Origin of the sequence: Brachybacterium sp. AG952, from assembly GCF_004362645.1 — a bacterium.
Taxonomy (GTDB): Bacteria; Actinomycetota; Actinomycetes; order Actinomycetales; family Dermabacteraceae; genus Brachybacterium; species Brachybacterium conglomeratum.
The window spans coordinates 127265-142992 of record NZ_SNXV01000001.1 but is presented as its reverse complement, the minus strand read 5'-3'; the positions used below and the strand labels follow the sequence as shown (position 1 = coordinate 142992).

Below are 15728 nucleotides of genomic sequence, written 5' to 3'. Positions count from 1 at the left end.
CATCACCCGTCCGGCACGCCTGCCGCACGGGTCCGCGCCGACCGCTGCCCGCACGCCCCTGCGCCGCGGACCGTCGGCCCTTCGAGAGGACCTTCCATGTCTCAGCATTCCCTGTCCCAGCGTTCCTTCCTGCCCTCCCTCGCCCGTCCCACCCGCCGGGCCGCCCTGGCCGCGGCGCTGCTCCTGCCGCTCGCCTCCTGCAGCTCCGACCCCTCCGCACCTTCCTCGGGCGGCGCCTCGGACGGCGGCGGCACGAGCGCCGAAGGGCTCACCCTCGTCGACCCGTGGGTGAAGGCCGCCGAGGAGGGCATGACCTCCGCCTTCGGCACCCTCACCAACGACACCGGCCGCGATCTGCAGCTGATCGCAGCGAGCACCCCGTCGGCCGGGATGGTCGAGCTGCACGAGACCATGGGCGACGGCTCCGGCGGCATGAGCATGCGGGAGAAGGAGGGCGGCTTCCCCGTCCCCGACGGCGGCGAGCTGGTGCTCGAGCCGGGCGGGAACCACCTCATGCTCATGGACCTCGCCACGCCGCTGCAGCCCGGCGACGAGGTGGAGCTGACGCTGCAGTGCGAGGACGGCACCGAGCTGGTCGTCACCGCCACCGTGAAGGACTTCGCCGGAGCGCAGGAGCACTACGAGCCCGAGGGCTCGTCCGGCTCCGGCGCCTCCGACGGCGGCGGCGAGCACGACGGGCACGACGCCGACGGACACGGCGACCACGGCGGCCACAGCGCCGACGAGCCCGCGGAGGGCTCCGAGTCCGAGGACGGTGCAGAGTGACCTCCCCCGACGACCGCACCCCCGCCCGCCCCGGCCGGCGCCACCTGCTGCGGGCCGGCACCCTCGGCGCCGGCGCGCTCGGCATCGGCGCCGCGGGGGTCGGGCTCGGCCGCTCCTTCGGCGACCCCGCCGCCCCTGCCGAGGAGTCGGCGCCCGGCCAGGCGCCCTACGGCGGCCCGACCGTCCCCTTCCACGGCGTGCACCAAGCCGGGGTCGAGACGCCCGCCCCGGCGTCGGCCACGCTGCTGGCCCTGGACCTGCGTGAGGACGTGGACCGGGACGGCGTGCTGCGGATGCTGCGCCTGCTCACCGACGACGCCGCCCGCCTCACCCGGGGCGAGCCGGCGCTCGCGGACACCGAGCCGGAGCTCGCGACCGAGCCCGCCTCCCTCACGATCACCGCCGGCTTCGGCCCGGGGCTGATGTCCCGGGCCGAGCGCCCGGCGCCGGACTGGCTCGCGCCCCTGCCCGCCTTCGGCATCGACGAGCTCGAGGAGCAGTGGTCGGGCGGGGACCTGCTGCTGCAGGTCGCGGCCGACGATCCGCTGACGGCCTCCCACGCCGCACGGATGCTGCTGAAGGACGCCCGCGCCTTCACGACTCCCCGGTGGGGGCAGACGGGCTTCCGCCGCTCCCCCGGCGTCGTGAGGCCCGGCAGCACCCTGCGGAACCTCTTCGGCCAGCTCGACGGCACCGCGAACCCCGCCCCCGGCAGCGAGCACTTCGCGAAGGTGGTCTGGATCGAGGACGGCCCCTTCGCGGGCGGCACCTCGATGGTGGTGCGTCGGATCCGCATGGACCTCGACGGCTGGGACGAGGCCGACCGCGGGGCGCGGGACGCCGCGACCGGCACCCGACAGGACGACGGCGCGCCGCTGTCGGGCGGGGACGAGAGCACCCCGCCGGACTTCGAGAAGGTCTCCGCGAACGGCTTCCCGGTGATCGGGGAGTTCTCGCACATGCGTCGGGCCCGCGGGGTCGACGACGGCGAGCACCAGGAGATCTACCGTCGGCCGTACAACTACGAGCACGCGCCGGCGCCAGGCTCGGGGCTGCTGTCCGAGGCGGGGCAGGTGTTCGTGTCCTTCCAGGCCGATCCGCTCACGCAGTTCCTGCCGATCCAGCGCCGCCTGGACGAGCTGGACCTGCTGAACCAGTGGACCACCCCGATCGGCTCGGCCGTGTTCGCGATCCCGCCCGGCTGCGCCGAGGGCGAGTTCCTGGGGCAGTCCGTGCTGGAGTAGCCGAGCCGCCGCCGTCCCGTCCGGCCGCAACCGAGCGCCGTCTGCACAGAAGGGACTCCAGCGGCACGGTGCGGAGCTGAGCTCCTCACCGTGCCGCTGGAGTCCCCTTTCTACCGGGCCCTCCACGACGAACCGACGAGGAGGGCGGCGAGTGCGGGAGATCGACAGCCGGCAGGTGGCAACCCGTGGCGAGCCCGTCGGCCTTGTGCGAGGTCCTCGTATGCTGGCCGGAACCCCCTGCGCCCCGGCACGACCGCCCGGACCGTCGTGCTCGCACGCGCAGGCCCCGACGACCGCAGGAGATCATCCATGCCCCGCTTCAACATCCCGGCCGAGGACGCCCAGGGACCCCTGGTCGTCGGGATCGACATCGGCTCGGGCGGCACCCGCGCCGCCGTGTACGACGTCTCGGGCCGCGAGGTCGGCAAGCTCCAGCACAAGGAGATCCACGCCTTCACGGTCGACGACGACGGCACCAGCACGATCGACGCCGACCAGATCGTCGCGGAGATCCGCACCGCGCTCTCCGCCGTGCTCGGCCACGGCGAGCTGCCCGGCGACGTGCGCGCGATCGGCTTCGACACCTTCGCCTCCTCGCTGATCGCGGTCGACACGGCCGGCAACGCGTTGACCCCGTGCATCACCTACGCAGACACCCGCTGCCACGCCCAGGTGGGCGAGCTCGCCTCCCGCGTCGACGTCGACGCCCTGCACGAGCGCACCGGCGCCCGCCTCCACTCCTCCTACACCGCGCCGCGGCTGCTGTGGCTGCGCAAGGAGCACCCCGAGGTCTTCGCCCGCACCGAGCGGTTCATGGCGCTCGGCGAGTACGTGGCCTTCAAGCTGCTGGGCACGCCCGCGCTCGGCACCGCCTCCGCAGCCTGGTCCGGCATGATCGACAGGCGCACCGGGCAGTACGTGCCCGAGCTGCTCGACGCCGTGGGCGTGGACGAGGCCGCGATGGGCCTCGCGATCGACCCCGACGACGCGCTGCCCGTCGCCGGCACCCCGCTGGCCGCCGAGTTCCCGCAGCTGGCAGAAGCCGTGTGGCTGCCCGTGATCGGCGACGGCCTCGCTGCGAACCTCGGCATCGGCGCGCTCGGGACCGGCACCTGGGGCATCTCCACCGCGACCTCCGGTGCGATCCGCCAGCTCCTGGACACCGACATCCCCGCCCTCCCCTCCGGGCTGTGGGCGTACCGCGTGGACCAGCGTCGCACCCTCGTCGGCTCCGCGATGAGCGACTGCGGGCGCGTGCTGGACTGGTGCCGCAACGAGCTCGCGATGCCCTTCGACATCGACGCGACCGACACCGCGACCCTGTTCTCCGGCCCGCCCTCGGCCGGCACCCCGCTGGTGATCCCGTTCTTCTCCGGAGAGCGCGGCACGAAGTGGCGCGGCTCCTCCCGGGCGATGTTCGCGAACGTCGGCGCCTCCACCACCTGGAAGGACATGCTGCTCGGCGCGATGGAGGGCGTGGCCCTGTCGTTCCTGCGCATCGCCGACCAGATGCGCGAGGCCGGCGGCGAGCCCGAGCGGATCGTGCTCTCGGGCGGCATGACCGGGGCGATCCCCGGCTGGCTGCACCTGCTCTCCGACGCGCTCGCCATGCCGATCGACCACGTCGCCGTCTCCCGCTCGACCATGCGCGGCGCGGCCGTGATGGCCCTCGAGCAGGCCGCGCCCGAGATCCGCGTCGCCGAGGCGCCGGTGCTCGCCCGGGTCGAGCCGGTGCTCGCCCACCAGGACTACTACCGCGAGCGCCTCGAGCGCTTCGAGAAGCTCGCCGACCTGGCCTGAAGCGAGGCGGCTCGCTCGCACGGGCACCGCATGCGCTGGCCGCGGTGCATGGTCTGCAGATGGCGCATGGCGTGCCTCTATGCCTATAGAGGCACAGAGGCACGCCATGCGCCATCACCGCACCATCGCCTGGCGCGGCGTGGATCAGATCACGGACGTGGGAGGGCCGCGGTGCCGGAGAGAGCCCTGCCGCGGCGGGGACCTGATGCCCCGAGGAACAGGAGCGCTGAGTCTCAGGCGCACCGCACGGACAGCACGACGCCCCGCGGAACAGGTCCGCGGGGCGTCAGGTTCGGCCGGAGCCGAAACACCCGGACCTCAGGGGCGGGGCAGGCGCTGCTCCTCGGCGACGACAGCCGCGACCAGCGGGTCGCGGGCGGCCACGTCGAGCAGGGCGAGCAGGGCGGTGACCCGCTCGGTCGCGTCCTGGATCCCGGCCGCCGAGGCGATCTCGGCGCTCTTCGGGTCCTGCACCTCGTGCCCGGCGCGCACCCGGTCGGTGACCCAGGCGGTCCAGGCGGCGACGGCCGCGACCTCGCCCGGGGCCTTGTCCGGGCCGCCGAGCTCGGCGATCACGGGCAGCGCCCGCACGGGCAGCTTCGCAGTGCCGTCGGCGGCGATGCGGATCAGGTTGTCGGCAAGGCGCGGGTTGCGGAAGCGCTCCTCGAGGGCGGAGGTGTAGGCGTCGAGCTCGTCGGCCGGCAGCGGCAGCGTCTCCCGAGCCTCGCTCCACAGCTGCTCGACCAGGGCGCGCACCTCGCGGTGGCCGATCGCCTCGTCCACGCGCGTGACGCCAGCGACCTGGCCGGCGTAGGCCATGAGGGTGTGGGCGCCGTTGAGCAGGCGCAGCTTGCGGCGCTCGTGCACCTCGATGTCGTCGGTGAACTGCACCCCGGCCTTCTCCCACTCGGGGCGGCGGCCGCGGAAGCGGTCCTCGATGACCCACTCGGTGAAGGGCTCGGTGACCACCGGGACGGCGTCGGCGAAGCCGGTCTGCTCGCGCACGGTGTCCGCGGCGCCGTCGTCGGCCGAGGGGGTGATGCGGTCGACCATGGAGGAGATGACGTCGACGTGGTCCTCGAACCAGACGGCGGTCTCCTCGTCGAGCTCGGCGCGGACGGCCTGGCCGAGCACCTCGCCGTTGCCGGTGAGGTTGTCGCAGGAGACCAGCGCGATCGGCTCGGTGACGCCGGCCTCGCGGCGGGCCTTGAGGCCGAGCGCGATGCGGGCCGGGGCGGAGGTCGCGGGGTCGGAGCCGGCGGAGTAGCCCTTCTCGGTGATGGTCAGGGTGACCACGGTGGTGAAGGGGTCGGCGAGCAGGGCGACCAGGGCGTCGACGTCGGCGGCGGGGTGGACCTCGTCGATCACGTCGAGGACGCCGACCTCGTCGGCCTCGGGGCCGCGCACGATCAGGCCGTACTTGCCGCCCTGGGCGTTCAGCGCATCGGCCATCGCGGCGGAGCGTCCGGTGAAGGCGACGACGGACCAGCCGCCGGCCACGGCGGTGGCCTGCAGGGTGTGGGCGCGGGCGAAGTTGCCGATGCCGAGGTGGACCAGACGGCCGACGTCGGAGGGGGCGGGTGCGTTCATCAGGGCGTTTCCTCTCACGCGGGCTCGCCGAGGCGGAAGACCTCGCGAGGCTGCTGGCTGGGCAGGGTGGCGACGAGCTCGACGGCGTCCTCGAGGCGCATACGGTGCTCGGCGACGAGGCCGGCCAGGTGAGTCGCGTCGATGCGGCGCGACATGTCGTGGCGCGCCGGGATCGAGCAGAAGGCGCGGGTGTCGTCGATGAAGCCGCTGGTGCGCGTGTAGCCGAGGGTCTCGGAGACGGCGCGGCGGAAGCGCAGGATCGCATCGGGCGAATCGATGAACCACCACGGCGCCCCTGCGTAGACCGAGGGGTACACGCCGGCCAGCGGCGCGATCTCGCGGGAGAACACGGTCTCGTCGATCGTGAACAGCACGGTGCGGAAGTTCTCCGCGTGGCCCACGTCGTTGAGCAGGGGGCGGAGGTGGTGGACGAAGTCGACGGCGACGGGGATGTCGAAGCCGACGTCCGCCCCGAACTTCTCGAACATCACATCGGAGTGGTTGCGGGAGACGGCCGGGTGGAGGGTCAAGACGAGCCCGTCCTCGGCGGCCAGCCGGGCCTGGTCGGCGAGCAGGTGGCGGCGCAGCGCCACGGCCTCGTCGGCCCCGATCGTGCCCTCGAGCGCGGCGGAATAGAGGCGGCGGGCGTCCTCGATCGCGAGCCGCTCGGTGCCGGGATCGATGTGGGCGTGGTCGGAGGAGACAGCGCCGTGGTCGCGGAAGTAGAGGCGGCGGGTGCGCATCGCCTCGAGGTGGCCGTCGTAGGTGCCGGTGTCGACGCCGGCGGACTCGCCGAGGGCGGCGACCAGCTCGGGGAAGTCGGCGCGGGCGGGCTCGAGGTACTTGTCGGGCCGGAAGGTGGGGATCACGCGGCCGGTGAAGGAGGCGTCGGCGGTGAGCGCGTCGTGCGGCGCGAGGTCGTCGACCGGGTCGTCCGTGGTCGCCAGGACCTCGATCCTGAACTGGTCGAACAGGGCGCGCGGGCGGAACTCGGGGCGGGTGAGCTTGTCCGCGATCTCGTCGTACATCGCGTCGGCCGTGCGCGGGTTCAGCACGGTCTCCAGGCCGAAGACCTCGGAGAACTCGTGCTCCATCCAGTAGCGGGAGGGGGTGCCGGCGTAGGCGTGCCAATGCTCGGCCAGCAGGTGCCACGCCCTGCGGGAGGCCTTCTCGTCCAGCGGCCCCTGTCCCACGCCGAGATCGGCGAGGTCCACGCCGCGGGCGTGCATCAGACGGTTGACGTAGTGGTCCGGGGTGATGAACAACGAGGTCGGATCGCGGAAGGGCTCGTCGTCGAGCAGGAGGCGAGGATCGACGTGCCCGTGGGGCGAGACGATCGGCTGATCCTTCTCGAGCTCGTAGAGGCTGCGCGCGATCTCGCGGACGGCGGGGTCCGCGGGCAGGAGGCGGTCGGGGTGCGGGACGAAGGCGTCGTTGCTCATGCGGCCATCCTCGCAACCTTTCGTGAGAGCGTCGGACGGTTGTCACGGGTTGCCGGGGAAAGCGCCCTCCGTCAGGCTGATCGGCGCCCCGGCAAGCGGCCGGGGACCGCGTCGGGCGCGCCGCCTCAGGGGGTCTCGCGCGGTCCCGTGCTGCCGCGGGGCACGAGCCGCACGGGCAGCGACCCCTCGACCGGGGTGCGGTGGGCGGAAGGGTTCTCGATGCGGCGGATGAGGCGCTCGACGGCGGCACGGCCCTGGGCGCGCTTGGGGCTGACGATGGTGGTGAGCCCGCCGCCGACGAGCCGGGAGAGCTGGATGTCATCGTGCCCCATCACCGACAGCTCCTCGGGCACGCGGATGCCGGCGCGCAGTGCGGAGACCAGGAAGCCGAAGGCGACCAGGTCGTTGTAGCAGATCACCGCATGGGGCAGGGAGTCGCGCATCTCCTCGAAGGCCTGCTCGCCGCCCGCGATGGTGGGGGCGAAGGGGCCGTGGCGCTGGATCTGCATCCCGTCCCGGCGGGCGGCGACGCGGACGGCGCGCCAGCGCTCCCCGTCGGACCACGAGTTCACGGGCCCGGCGACGTAGGTGACGGTGCGCAGGCCGTTCTCGGCCAGGTGGGCGATCGCCTGGCCCATGCCGTGCTCGAACTCGGGGGTGACGGAATCCAGGCCTGCCACGCGCCGGTTCATCACGACGACGGGGATGCGCTTCGACAGGTGGTTGAGCATCGCGTCGGACTGCCGGGTGCCCGAGAGCACGATCCCGTCGACGACGTTGACGGCACTCTCGAGGCTCGCGCGCTCGCGCGCCTCGTCTTCGACGGCGTCCAGCAGGAGCAGCAGGAAGTCCTGCTCCTGGGCGGCCTCCTGCATGCCGGAGACGAGCTCGGCGAAGTAGGGGTTGGTGAGGTCCGGGACCTCGATGCCGAGGCGCTGGTGGCGGTGGGCGCGCTCCTGCGAGGGCGGGGCGGAGGTGCGGTAGTCCAGGACCTTCGCGGCCGCCATGACCTTGGCATGGGTCGCGGCGCTGACCCGGCCGGGGCGAGAGAAGGCACGCGAGACGGTGGAGGGGGCGACACCTGCCTCCTTGGCGACGTCGTAGATCGTCACGCGCGCGTCCGCCACTCGGCCGGCTCCGTCCCGCACCCTCCGGGCGCTGTCCTCGCGGGCGCTGCGCGCCCGCTGTCCTCGGCAGAGCTTACCCCGAGCCGAAGGCAACCGGCGGCAACCGTCCGCCCGTCACTCCGAGGGGTCCAGCTGCCTGATCACGGTCGCGGGCACGCCGCCGACGACGCAGCGGTCGGGGACGTCCTTGATGACGACGGCGCCAGCGGCGAAGACGACGTCGCTGACGAGCCGCGCCCCGCCAGTGCCCCCTAGGTCAGTGCACCCCGCCGAGCTCGACGAGCAGGACGCCCACGACGATCAGCCCCATCCCGCCGAGCATCAGCTTCGTCAGCGGCTCGCGGAAGAGTATCCGGGAGAGCACGGCGGTGGCGACGATCCCGACGGCGCTCCAGATCCCGTAGGCCACGCCGAGCGGCATGCCGGCGGCGAGCGCGCCCGAGAGCAGTGCGAAGGCGAGCAGGTAGCCGACGACGACCGGCAGGTACCAGCGGCGGTCGCCCGTCGCGGACATCCGCAGGGAGAGGGCCGCGCCGACCTCGGTGACGATCGCGCCCAGGAGCAGCAGCCAGCTCGTCATGCTTCCTTCCCCTCGTGCTCGTCCTCGGACTCGTCGGGGATCGCGTGGATCTCGAGCTCCCGCAGCAGCTCGACCTCGCCGCGGGAGCCGTAGGCAGTGGCGCCGGCGAGCCACTCCTCGACGGGGATCTCCGCCGTGTCGGCGGCGGCGACCGGCACCGGGCCGGGTCCGCCGTGCGGCCGCTCCCCCGCTCCGGCGTCGGCGGCGGTGGCGGCCTCGGCGCGGCGGGCCCGCTGGGAGCCGAGCTCGACGACGGCGACGCCGGCCGCGATGAGCAGGATCCCGCTGACCTTCAGGGCGCCCAGCGATTCCCCGAACAGCACGGCCGACGCGCCGGCGGTGAGCACCACCCCGATCGCGCCCCAGAGCCCGTAGGCGACGCCGAGGCCCATGCCGCGGCGGAGCACCTGGGCGAGCAGGGCGAAGGTGAGCACGTAGCCGACGACCACGACGACGTACAGCGCAGGCCGGTCGAGGGCGCCGCGCAGGGAGAGCGTCGCCGTGACCTCGGCGAGGATCGCGGCGGCGAGCAGCAGCCAGGTCGTCATCGCGCCTCCCCTCCGGCCGTCGCCTCCTCCAGCAGCGCGGCGGCGAGGGAGCGCAGGCGCTCCGCCTCCTCCCCCACCTCGTCGAGCAGGCCGGCGGCGCGGTCGAACCAGAGCCCGTCGGCCATGAGCCGCACGGCGAGCAGCCGTGCGCGGCGGTCCGCGGCGACACCGGCGGGCACGTGCAGCCAGGTCTCGACCTGCTCCTGCCAGCGCTCGGTGAGCGTCACGCGCAGGTGCGGGTCAGCGAAGATCACCAGGTCCGCGGCGGAGAGGGCGGCCGTGCAGGCCCAGTCGAGATAGGCGAGGTGGCGCTGGTCCGCGGGCGCCTCTGCCAGGCCGGCCGGCGCGTCGGCCAGGTCGTCCGCGGCCCCCGGGTGGCGGGCGGCGACCTGTGCGAGCAGCTCCCGCTCGTAGCGCGCCGCCATCCGATCGAGGATCGCGCCGAGCAGCTGCTCCTTGGTGGAGAAGTGGTACATCAGCCCGGGCTTGGTGACCCCGGCGGCGCGAGCGGCGGAGTCCAGGGTCAGCGTGCCATCGGCGCCGAGGTGGGCCTCGGCGGCGTCGAGCATCGCCTCGCGGGCTGAGGGGCGGTGCGCGGGGCGTGAGGGCGGCGTGGAGCGCGCGGGTGCCATGGGACCTCCGAGGTCGAGGGGAACGCCCGTTACTTTACTGACCGGATGGCCAAGTGACGCAAGCGTCGCCGGGCGTCGAAGTGCTCGCATCGCGCGGCGTGCAGCCTGCCCGCGCGGCACCACATGGGCCGTGTCATCAGCCTCGGCGTGCGTCCCGAGCACGCCTCTTGGCCACGGAGCATGCTCGACGCACGGCCGCTCACTCCCCCGGCGCAGGGCCTGCGGGCGATCCGGGCGGCGCACGAAGGCTTCTCTGCGTGATACCAGAGCGGTATCATCCAGTCATGGCCATGACTCTGCGACTCACCGATGACGACGAGAAGATCCTCGCCGAGCTCGCCCGCGAGGAGGGCGTCAGTCGGCAGGAGGCGACGGTCCGCGCGATCCGCGAGGCGGCGGCACGACGAGGCCACGAAAAGGCGGTGCAGGACCTGTCCCTGCGTGCACGCACCCGCTACGCCGATCTCCTCGACCGCCTCGCGCAGTGACCCCGGTCCGCTATCTGACCCTCGAGGACCTGCTGACTCTGGTCGACGACCTCCGGGTCGGTCCGGTGCGTGATCTGGGCCTCCTCGAGTCCGCAGCGCATCGCCCCACGACCACCCTCTGGGGCGCGGAGGCCTATGACGGGCTCGATCTGAAGGCCGCGGCGCTCCTCGAGTCCCTCGTCCGCAACCACACGCTCCTCGACGGCAACAAGCGCCTCGGATGGCTGGCCATCGTGGTCTTCTTCGGCCTGAACGGTGTCGACCTCGACGCGCCCGATGATGCGGCCTATGAGCTGGTCATCGCCGTATCCACAGGACAGATGCCCCTCGAGGAGGCAGCGGAGGCGCTCGCGGCCTGGCACTGAACCATCGTGCACTCCCTCAGAGCCGGATCATTCCGGCGCGGGGGCCCAGCGGGCGATCTGCGCGGCGAGGTGCCCGGCGCCGTAGCCGTTGTCGATGTTGACCACGCCGATGCCCGGCGCGCAGGCCGAGAGCATGGTGAGCGCCGCGGTGACGCCGCCGGCGGCGACGCCGTAGCCGACGGAGGTGGGCAGCGCGACCACGGGTGCGGGGATCTGCCCGGCGACCACGGTGGGCAGCGCCCCGTCCATCCCGGCGGCGACGACCACACAGGCCGCCTCCCGCAGCTCGGGCAGTCGGGACTGCAGGCGGTGCAGCCCCGCGATGCCGATGTCGGCGATGAGCTTCGTGGGCCGGCCGAGGTGACGGGCGGTGAGCTCCGCCTCGCGCGCCACGGGCAGATCGCTCGTGCCGGCGCAGGCCACGATCACGAGGCCGCCGCTCGGCGCGGGCGGCGCGGCGGGCCAGGCGAGGAAGCGGGCCGACGGATCGTGCGAGGCGTCCGGCAGGGCGGCGAGCACGGCCTCGGCGCGGGCCTCGTCGGCGCGCGTGAACAGCACCGGTCCGAGGTCCTCGCGGCCCTCGGCGGCGAGGCGCGCGTAGGTCGCGGCGATCTCGTGCACTTGCTCGACGCTCTTCGCGTCGCAGAGCACGGCCTCGGGCGCACCGCGGCGGGAGGCTCGGTCGAGGTCCAGGTCGAGGAAGCCCTCGACCCTCCCGGCCCCGTCGGCCGGTCCTGTCCCGTCGGCCGGCGCCTCAGCCACGCGCGGACTTCCCGACGATCTGCAGGGAGAACAGTCCCGAGCGGATGCCGTCGAGGTCGATGGTGACGTGCTGGAACCCGGTCCCCTTGCCCGCGGCGACGAGCGCCTCGCGGATCTCGGGCTCCATCGCGCGGGGCAGCTCCTCGGTGGGCAGCTCGATGCGGCCGACGGCGCCGTGGTGGCGCACCCGGCAGTCGCTGAAGCCCTGCTCGTAGACGGCGTCCTCGAGGTCGTCGATCTGGCGCAGCTTCTCGGGGGTGACCTCCTGCCCGAAGGGGATGCGGGAGGCGAGGCAGGGGGCGGCGGGCTTGTCCGCGACGGGCAGGGACAGCTGCCGCGCCACCTCGCGGACCTGCGACTTCGCCATGCCGACGACGGACAGCGGCCGCAGCACCCGGTGCCGGGTCGCGGCGCCGGCGCCGGGGCGGTCGTGGCGGGTGGCGTCGTCGGCGTTCTCGCCGTAGGCGACCGCGTCGAGCTGCTGCTCGCCGACGACGTCCTCGCCGATGCGGGTGAACAGCTCGTCCTTGCAATGAAAACACCTAGCAGCGTCATTCTTCTGGTAGTCGGGGTTCTCGCCCTCGTGGGTGGGGACCTCGACGACCTCGGCGCCGATCACGCGCGCGACCTGGTGGGCCAGGCGCCGCTCGCGCCGGGCGAGGGACGGGGAGACGCCCAGCAGCGCGACGACGTTCTCTGCGCCGAGGGCCCGGACGGCGAGCGCGAGCAGGGTCGCGGAGTCGACGCCGCCGGAGTAGGCGACGCCGAGCTTCCTCACGCCCGCGAGTTCGGCGGAGACCGCGTCGGCGAGCTCGAGCGCCTCGCCCTGCAGGGCGTCGGGGGTCATCTCCTCGACCTCGAAGCCGGGATGGCCGGGCGCGAACAGCGAGGTGGGGGCCTGCGGGGCGGTGCCGAGGGTGAGCGGGACGGGCTGGCGGACGGAGGTCACCTGCTCTGCTCCGCGGCGCCGTCGCGCTCGGAGGCGAGGCGGAAGAGGACCTCGCCCGCGCGGTCGATCACGAGGGTGTCGGGGTCGTCGCGCAGCGCCTCGATGTCGAGGGAGGCGGGGTCCATGTACAGCACGTTGTACGCCTCGGTCTCCTCCTTGGAGATGGAGGTGGCGAAGTAGCGGTTCACACGCTGCTTCTCCTCCCCGGTCTCGGGGTCGTAGGTGCCCAGGCCCGTGACGTGGGTGGAGTGGGCGAGCTCGCCCCAGGGGTGGTCCTTGAAGCGGTCCCACTGCTTCGTGAAGTACTCGATGTTGTGGTACCCGATCTCGCGGATGCCGGGATGCATCTCGGCGACCGCGGTGATGTGCGGGGCGTAGATGATCACGTCGCCGCCGTCGGCGCAGACGGGCTCGGACTTGTAGAAGCCCTTCGCCCCGGTCCACATGTCCTCGTACATCTCCGGGACGAGGGCGACGATCCGCTTATAGGGCTTCTCGACGTAGGTGATGTGGGTCTGTGCGGAGATGTTCGCCATCGCCGCCCAGGCGGCCTGCGGGTCGCCGAACGCGATCGCGCCGAGGTCCGCTCCGCCCTCGGCGACGTCCATGGTGAAGGCGAGCTTCTCGGTGGGGATGAGCTCGCTCGCGGCGTCGATGAGCTGGCGCACGGGGGTGATGCCGAGGGTGCCGATGATGCGGCTGGCGGTGATCAGCGCACCCACCCAGTGGGAGATGTCGATGACGTCGTGCACCGAGCAGCCGGGGAAGAAGTACTTGTTGCCGCCGGAGAAGCCGACGACCTCGTGGGGGAAGACGGGGCCGACGATCAGGTTCACGTCGGACTCGACGCAGAGCTTGTTGATCTGCACGTTCATGGGGATGTCGGTGAGCAGCCCGCCGGTGAGCTCGGCGATCTGCTCGGCGGGGATGACGCCGAGGTCCGCGATCTGGGAGGGGTCGTCCCAGGCATGGTTCAGGACCGTCCACTCCGGGTAGGTCGCCTTCGCGCCGCGCTCGGTGGAGCCGAGCAGCTGGTCGATGGCCTGCTCGCTCATGGCGGCGTGGGTGCCGAGCGCGATGAGCACGGTGACGGAGGAGGCGCGGCCGGCGAGCGCGTCGTGGATCGCGGGCAGCACCTTGGGCAGGGGCACGGAGCGGGTGCCGTCCGGGATGATCAGGCAGACGCTCTTGCCGTCGAGGTCCTGCCCGGCGAGCTGCTCGGCGACGAAGCCGGCGATCTGCTCGTCGGTGAGGTTGCCTCCCGGGCCGCCGAGGAGGGCGGCCCGTTCGGCCAGGCCCTCGGGGATCGGGTGGATCGTGGGCTGCTGGGTCGCCGTCGTCGTCTGGCTCATCGCTCCACTATGCGCCGTCGGGCCTGACCAGGACAAGGACCGCCAGGCAGTTGCCATGGGGGCCGCGTCGTCCATCGGCTGCCGGCCCGGGGCGTCGGCAGAGGCTATCTGGGCCGTAGCGCTCAGCGCAGCGCGAATGCCACCCGCAGGGCTCGGTCGATGCGCATGATCGTCGCCGGCCGGAGAGCGCCTCCATGCCTGACCGGATCATCGTCGTAGAGCGTCTCGATGTCATCGCACAGGATCCTGCCCGTGAACGGCGAATCGGCAGTGTCGAGCACGACGATGCTGTCGAGCGGCGGCTTGACGCTGGTCGTCATGCTTGCGACCAGCGCACTGCCCAGGGCGTTGTTTCGGGCGTTGTTCGAGACCACGACCCAGGGCTTCTCACCGTGGCCGAGATCCGCCCAGTAGACGTTCCCACGCACGAACCTCACTCGTGGCCGGCCTCAACACGCCTCCGCGCACGCTCGCCTCGGCGCGCGCGAGTCGAGGCGGCGAACGCACGATCCTCCTCATCGAGCGCCTCGCCATAGGCGGCGTAGCCAGCGGCGGTGACCCAGTCGCTCACGGAATGTCGGGCGACGGCCAACAGCGCGGAGAGGGCCTGCAGCACATTGTGAAGCACTTCCTGATGCAGGCAATGCCTCATGCACCGCTGCTGATGACGCCCGACTGCTGTTGCTGCCATGCCACGAGGCGATGAGTCGGAGAACCTGGACGACACGGTGTCGCGTGCGGGCTCGACCACGGCTCCCACGACCCACCCGGCGCGTGAGAGGACTTCGACGTGCTCGGCAGGCTGCTGCAGCTCTACCTCCACGACTTCTCCGAGCACACGGGCTGGGACGTCGGCGAGGATGGCCTCTTCCACCACAGCTGGCTCGATGCCTACCACGAGGAGCCGGGCCGTCACGCCTACGTGATCCGGGTCGAGGGCCGCCCCGCAGGATTCGCCCTGGTGCGGGAAAGCGGAGCGGCTCCACATGGCCGAGTTCTTCGTGCTGCGGAAGCACCGGCGCGCGGGCGTGGACCTCCCTCCACGGCGACCTGCCGATCACCCACGTTTCGTCGAGGCCGACGAGGTCACCGGCATCATCGACTGGTCCGAGGGTGCCCCGGGGGGACGCGATGTTCGACCTCGCGATCCTCACCCTCGGCCACGAGGAGCACCTGGAGGACCTGCTCACGGGCTACGGCACCGACGTGGACCGCGACGTCATCCGCGTCTGGTGGTCGGTGCGGAGCCTCACCGCGGCGCGCTGGCTGCTCGAGCACGGTCTCGACCTGGACGCTCCGGATGCGAGTTCGACGTGCTGCGCGCACAGATGCGGGAGTCGTCGTGAACGCAGCGGCCGTCCGTGCCCCGGACGAGCTGGGCTACCGTGCCGGAGTGCCGAACTCTCTCCGCGATGCCCGCCCCGCCGACCTGCCCGCCGCTGCGCACACTCTCGCCACGGCCTTCGACGACTACTCGTGGACACGGTGGTCGATCCCCGAGGACCACCATGCCGAGCGACTCGAGGAACTGCAGTCGATCTACCTCGAGCACGCCCTGAGCAGTGGCATCGTTCTCGTGAGTGAGCACCTGGACGGGGTGGCCGCCCTGCTCCGCCCGCATTCCCCCGCCCCGGCGGACGCGGCGCAGGCACGGATCGCCGACCTGCTGGGCGACCGTCTCGACGTCTTCCTCGCCGCCGAGCTGCCGCCACGGCCGACCGAGGCGTGGGAGCTTGCGACCCTCGGAGTCCGCCCCTCGGCACGGGGGCGGGGCCTCGGCTCCGCACTGCTCGCCGAGGGCCTGCGCCGCGTCGATGCGGCCGGTGGGAGCTGCACGCTGGAGACCTCGGACCCCCGCAACGTGGAGCTGTACTCTCGCCACGGCTTCTCCGTCACCGCGACCACGCGGATCCCCGACGGCCCGGTCGTCCATTCGATGCTGCGAGCCCCCGTCGAGACGGGACGGCCGTGATCCCAAGCGACTGCGCGGGTGCGCTGCCCGGGCCGGGCGAGGTGCTCCACGCCCTCAGCTCACCACATCGGCGCTACTGCGCGGAGTGCTG

Annotated in this window: 17 protein-coding genes; 6 read left to right on the top strand and 11 right to left on the bottom strand. The window is 72.8% G+C overall.

The features are described 5' to 3' along the window. Nucleotides 1-96 precede the first annotated feature (96 nt). The 3 genes from DEU31_RS00690 to DEU31_RS00680 all read left to right on the top strand — a co-directional run bounded on the left by DEU31_RS00690 (nucleotide 97) and on the right by DEU31_RS00680 (nucleotide 3830). On the top strand, nucleotides 97-786 hold the full coding sequence (locus tag DEU31_RS00690) for a copper chaperone PCu(A)C (RefSeq protein ID WP_133675044.1): 690 nt from the start codon (nucleotides 97-99) through the stop codon (nucleotides 784-786). Further along, nucleotides 783-2030, top strand: a complete 1248-nt coding sequence (locus tag DEU31_RS00685; protein WP_133675041.1) for a Dyp-type peroxidase — start codon at nucleotides 783-785, stop codon at nucleotides 2028-2030. The genes DEU31_RS00690 and DEU31_RS00685 overlap by 4 nt, the downstream gene beginning before the upstream one ends. A gap of 309 nt (nucleotides 2031-2339) precedes the next feature. After that, nucleotides 2340-3830 carry a gluconokinase gene (locus DEU31_RS00680; protein ID WP_010552112.1) on the top strand — a complete coding sequence of 497 codons (1491 nt, stop codon included), beginning with the start codon at nucleotides 2340-2342 and terminating at the stop codon, nucleotides 3828-3830. 318 nt (nucleotides 3831-4148) lie between these two features. Here the strand turns inward: DEU31_RS00680 and DEU31_RS00675 are convergent, their stop codons facing one another. The 6 genes from DEU31_RS00675 to DEU31_RS00645 all read right to left on the bottom strand — a co-directional run bounded on the left by DEU31_RS00675 (nucleotide 4149) and on the right by DEU31_RS00645 (nucleotide 9749). After that, nucleotides 4149-5420 carry a mannitol dehydrogenase family protein gene (locus DEU31_RS00675; protein ID WP_133675039.1) on the bottom strand — a complete coding sequence of 424 codons (1272 nt, stop codon included), beginning with the start codon at nucleotides 5418-5420 and terminating at the stop codon, nucleotides 4149-4151. Nucleotides 5421-5434: 14 nt separating this feature from the next. After that, nucleotides 5435-6862: a glucuronate isomerase gene (gene uxaC, locus DEU31_RS00670; protein ID WP_133675037.1), complete on the bottom strand. Its 1428-nt coding sequence runs from the start codon at nucleotides 6860-6862 to the stop codon at nucleotides 5435-5437. 125 nt (nucleotides 6863-6987) lie between these two features. After that, a complete protein-coding gene (locus DEU31_RS00665; protein ID WP_239639386.1) occupies nucleotides 6988-7974 on the bottom strand; it encodes a LacI family DNA-binding transcriptional regulator in 987 nt (328 codons plus the stop codon). Nucleotides 7975-8245: 271 nt separating this feature from the next. Continuing rightward, nucleotides 8246-8569, bottom strand: coding sequence for an SMR family transporter (locus DEU31_RS00655; protein WP_133675035.1), 324 nt, complete (start codon nucleotides 8567-8569; stop codon nucleotides 8246-8248). Further along, nucleotides 8566-9117, bottom strand: a complete 552-nt coding sequence (locus DEU31_RS17350) for an SMR family transporter (RefSeq protein ID WP_133675033.1) — start codon at nucleotides 9115-9117, stop codon at nucleotides 8566-8568. Before DEU31_RS17350 ends, DEU31_RS00655 begins: the two co-directional genes overlap by 4 nt. Continuing rightward, nucleotides 9114-9749, bottom strand: a complete 636-nt coding sequence (locus DEU31_RS00645; RefSeq protein ID WP_010552106.1) for a TetR/AcrR family transcriptional regulator — start codon at nucleotides 9747-9749, stop codon at nucleotides 9114-9116. The genes DEU31_RS17350 and DEU31_RS00645 overlap by 4 nt, the downstream gene beginning before the upstream one ends. A gap of 284 nt (nucleotides 9750-10033) precedes the next feature. Between DEU31_RS00645 and DEU31_RS00640 the strand changes: the two genes are divergently transcribed. Together DEU31_RS00640 and DEU31_RS00635 are read left to right on the top strand one after the other, a co-directional pair. Beyond that, nucleotides 10034-10237, top strand: coding sequence for a CopG family transcriptional regulator (locus tag DEU31_RS00640; protein WP_010552105.1), 204 nt, complete (start codon nucleotides 10034-10036; stop codon nucleotides 10235-10237). Next, nucleotides 10234-10602, top strand: a complete 369-nt coding sequence (locus DEU31_RS00635) for a Fic family protein (protein ID WP_133675031.1) — start codon at nucleotides 10234-10236, stop codon at nucleotides 10600-10602. Before DEU31_RS00640 ends, DEU31_RS00635 begins: the two co-directional genes overlap by 4 nt. 27 nt (nucleotides 10603-10629) lie before the next feature. On the opposite strand, the gene larB is transcribed toward DEU31_RS00635, so the two are convergent. The 5 genes from larB to DEU31_RS16655 form a co-directional block, all read right to left on the bottom strand. Next, nucleotides 10630-11364: a nickel pincer cofactor biosynthesis protein LarB gene (gene larB / locus DEU31_RS00630; protein ID WP_010552103.1), complete on the bottom strand. Its 735-nt coding sequence runs from the start codon at nucleotides 11362-11364 to the stop codon at nucleotides 10630-10632. Then, nucleotides 11357-12313, bottom strand: coding sequence for an ATP-dependent sacrificial sulfur transferase LarE (gene larE / locus DEU31_RS00625; protein WP_133675029.1), 957 nt, complete (start codon nucleotides 12311-12313; stop codon nucleotides 11357-11359). The genes larB and larE overlap by 8 nt, the downstream gene beginning before the upstream one ends. Continuing rightward, nucleotides 12310-13665, bottom strand: a complete 1356-nt coding sequence (locus DEU31_RS00620; protein ID WP_133675028.1) for a lactate racemase domain-containing protein — start codon at nucleotides 13663-13665, stop codon at nucleotides 12310-12312. The genes larE and DEU31_RS00620 overlap by 4 nt, the downstream gene beginning before the upstream one ends. 122 nt (nucleotides 13666-13787) lie before the next feature. Then, complete coding sequence (locus DEU31_RS00615; protein WP_029360922.1) at nucleotides 13788-14093, bottom strand: type II toxin-antitoxin system PemK/MazF family toxin; 306 nt, start codon at nucleotides 14091-14093, stop codon at nucleotides 13788-13790. 5 nt (nucleotides 14094-14098) lie between these two features. Then, nucleotides 14099-14653: a hypothetical protein gene (locus DEU31_RS16655; RefSeq protein ID WP_166649331.1), complete on the bottom strand. Its 555-nt coding sequence runs from the start codon at nucleotides 14651-14653 to the stop codon at nucleotides 14099-14101. A 405-nt stretch (nucleotides 14654-15058) separates the two neighbouring features. Between DEU31_RS16655 and DEU31_RS00600 the strand changes: the two genes are divergently transcribed. Then, the gene (locus DEU31_RS00600) at nucleotides 15059-15637 is read left to right on the top strand and encodes a GNAT family N-acetyltransferase (protein ID WP_166649336.1); all 579 of its coding nucleotides are present in this window, start codon (nucleotides 15059-15061) and stop codon (nucleotides 15635-15637) included. Nucleotides 15638-15728 lie beyond the last annotated feature (91 nt).

Bases quoted from the DNA above. Each gene is read 5' to 3' on its own strand.
- DEU31_RS00680 (WP_010552112.1), top strand. From the start codon at position 2,340: ATGCCCCGCTTCAACATCCCGGCCGAGGACGCCCAGGGACCCCTGGTC.
- DEU31_RS00675 (WP_133675039.1), bottom strand. From the start codon at position 5,420: ATGAACGCACCCGCCCCCTCCGACGTCGGCCGTCTGGTCCACCTCGGC.
- uxaC (WP_133675037.1), bottom strand. From the start codon at position 6,862: ATGAGCAACGACGCCTTCGTCCCGCACCCCGACCGCCTCCTGCCCGCG.
- DEU31_RS00690 (WP_133675044.1), top strand. From the start codon at position 97: ATGTCTCAGCATTCCCTGTCCCAGCGTTCCTTCCTGCCCTCCCTCGCC.
- DEU31_RS00645 (WP_010552106.1), bottom strand. From the start codon at position 9,749: ATGGCACCCGCGCGCTCCACGCCGCCCTCACGCCCCGCGCACCGCCCC.
- DEU31_RS16655 (WP_166649331.1), bottom strand. From the start codon at position 14,653: ATGTGGAGCCGCTCCGCTTTCCCGCACCAGGGCGAATCCTGCGGGGCG.
- DEU31_RS00620 (WP_133675028.1), bottom strand. From the start codon at position 13,665: ATGAGCCAGACGACGACGGCGACCCAGCAGCCCACGATCCACCCGATC.
- DEU31_RS17350 (WP_133675033.1), bottom strand. From the start codon at position 9,117: ATGACGACCTGGCTGCTGCTCGCCGCCGCGATCCTCGCCGAGGTCACG.
- DEU31_RS00640 (WP_010552105.1), top strand. From the start codon at position 10,034: ATGGCCATGACTCTGCGACTCACCGATGACGACGAGAAGATCCTCGCC.
- DEU31_RS00655 (WP_133675035.1), bottom strand. From the start codon at position 8,569: ATGACGAGCTGGCTGCTGCTCCTGGGCGCGATCGTCACCGAGGTCGGC.